This window comes from Mesorhizobium sp. M5C.F.Ca.IN.020.32.2.1 (genome assembly GCF_004023105.1).
GTDB lineage: Bacteria > Pseudomonadota > Alphaproteobacteria > Rhizobiales > Rhizobiaceae > Mesorhizobium > Mesorhizobium wenxiniae.
Map to the genome: position 1 here is coordinate 1 of NZ_RZSX01001050.1, position 1,946 is coordinate 1,946.

Genomic DNA, 1,946 nt, shown 5'->3' on the forward strand with positions numbered 1-1,946 from the left:
GTTCCAGCCTGTTGATGTCGGCAACCGTCAAAGCCATTCCTCCCGTACTGCGCAGCAGATTGCGATCGAAAACGTCATTCGGATCGGTTTCTGAACAGCTTCGGACTTTATGGTGAACAGGTGGTTAAGGCCGGCGCGGCCGGTATTCAGGCCTCTTTGGCTGTTTTGTCCGGTCAATCCGTCTCGAAATTGCCGCGAGGAACGACAAGGCGATACTCGAGGCGGTCCCCGGTGATTTCAAGCGTCGCCGTTCCGTTCAACGACGCAGGCACGACGCGCTCGAGCGCGACGCTGCCAAAACGCTTCTCGCGGGGCTGATTGTCGTTGGCCCCGATGGCTTCGGCCCATGTGAGCGATAGTGCGGTCTCGCCAGCGGAAGCAGCCGTCAGATCGGCCGTCACCTCGACGAATCCGTCGGCTCGCGACAGAGCGCCATAGCTGACTGAATTGACGGCAAGTTCGTGCATGGCCAAGCCTATATGCAGGGCGGCATTGGGGTTGAGGTATGGATTTGCACCCTGGAAGCGCAGGCTGCGCAAGGGGTCGGCTCCGTAGCGGCCGACCTGGCCGGACACCAGTTCGCGCAGTGCCGCTCCCCGCCAGTTGGACGAGGTCACCAGATCCTGGGATGAGGCAAGCGACTGCAGCCGGCCGCGAAAGCGTGTCAGGAAATCACTGAGCGTGTCCGAATAACGGCTGGTCTGGGTGGCGATGCTCTGGATGATGGCCAAAAGGTTCTTCGAGCGGTGGCTGACCTCGCGCAGCAGCGTTTTCAGCGTCTGCTCGCGACGTTTCTGCTCGGTCGTTTCGACCATAGTGGTGACGACGCCCTGCACGGCGCCGCCGTCGTCGTGATCAGCGTCTACCCATAGTTGGAACCAGCGAACGCCATCGTCGGCGGGAATGCTGAGCTCAAGATGTTCCGGATTGCCGGATGCGACTACGTTGCGTTTGGCGGCACCAATGCGTTCCGCATGCACCAGGGGCAGCATGCCGTTGCTGTCGGCAGTATCGGAAGCCCATGGCGGGCGCATGTTGCGGGCCCAGACGGTTCTCATCTCGCGATCCTGATAGAGAACCGAAATGCCGGCATTATGCAGCGCATGGAGAAGGGCCCGACCAAGCTGCATTTCGCTGTCAGCAGAATGCAGAGCGATGATCTCATCGCTCCGTCCGCTGTCTTTCATGTCTCCGGCTCTGGATTGCATCGGTAACTTCACCCGCCCGATCCAAGCTGAACGGCTGACGGAAAAATGGGTTCCCAAAAGAAGTCCGCCGAGCGGCGTCCCGTTAAAGGATACTGCCCGGCGGTAGCTGGAAACCGCTTGAGGGGTGCGGTTCCCAGTGTTGGATCGCAGTTCACGACGCGCGTTTGAACAAGCCCGCAACAAGCGAGATGATCAGGAAAGCAAGAAAGATGAAAAACAATATCTGTGCTATACCTGCCGAGGTTCCGGCAATACCGCCGAAACCAAGAGCGCCTGCAATGATCGCGACGACGAGAAACACGAGCGCCCAGTAAAGCATGATCCATCTCCTTCAAATGGTACGGCAAAAACGTCTTTCGCTGCCGTTTGTTCCACCTTTTCCCGAAAAAGACGATCCCTGGAAATCTTTCCGGCCCGAATAGAATCGTCATGGGCAGGGGAAGTTCGAGGCGCAAGTGACGTTTGCCAGCCGCAAGGGGCCGGCGTCGTTCGATCAGTGGCAAACGGGCGACCCGTGGAAACCGGGCAGCGCGAGGCCGGGCCTGCCCGGTCCTATGCAGCGGCTTTCGCGTGCCGGTCGAAGAACAACGCCTGGCTGATCAGGGCCTTGACCATATCCGGATTGAACGGCTTGGTGACGAGGAAGGCCGGCTCCGGCCGTTCGCCGGTCAGGAGGCGCTCGGGAAAGGCGGTGATGAAGATCACCGGCACCGGCGTGGACGACAGGATCTCGTTCAC

General features: G+C 59.9%; 2 protein-coding genes and 1 pseudogene. All 3 read right to left on the bottom strand.

The features are described 5' to 3' along the window. Nucleotides 1–173: 173 nt before the first annotated feature. Complete coding sequence (locus EOA86_RS32665) at nt 174–1,208, bottom strand: PAS domain-containing sensor histidine kinase (RefSeq protein WP_065007453.1); 1,035 nt, start codon at nt 1,206–1,208, stop codon at nt 174–176. 151 nt (nt 1,209–1,359) lie between these two features. Further along, a complete protein-coding gene (locus EOA86_RS32670; protein WP_065007452.1) occupies nt 1,360–1,527 on the bottom strand; it encodes a DUF1328 domain-containing protein in 168 nt (55 codons plus the stop codon). Between the two features lie 233 nt (nt 1,528–1,760). Beyond that, a pseudogene (locus EOA86_RS32675) lies at nt 1,761–1,946 on the bottom strand (response regulator); the annotation flags it as partial.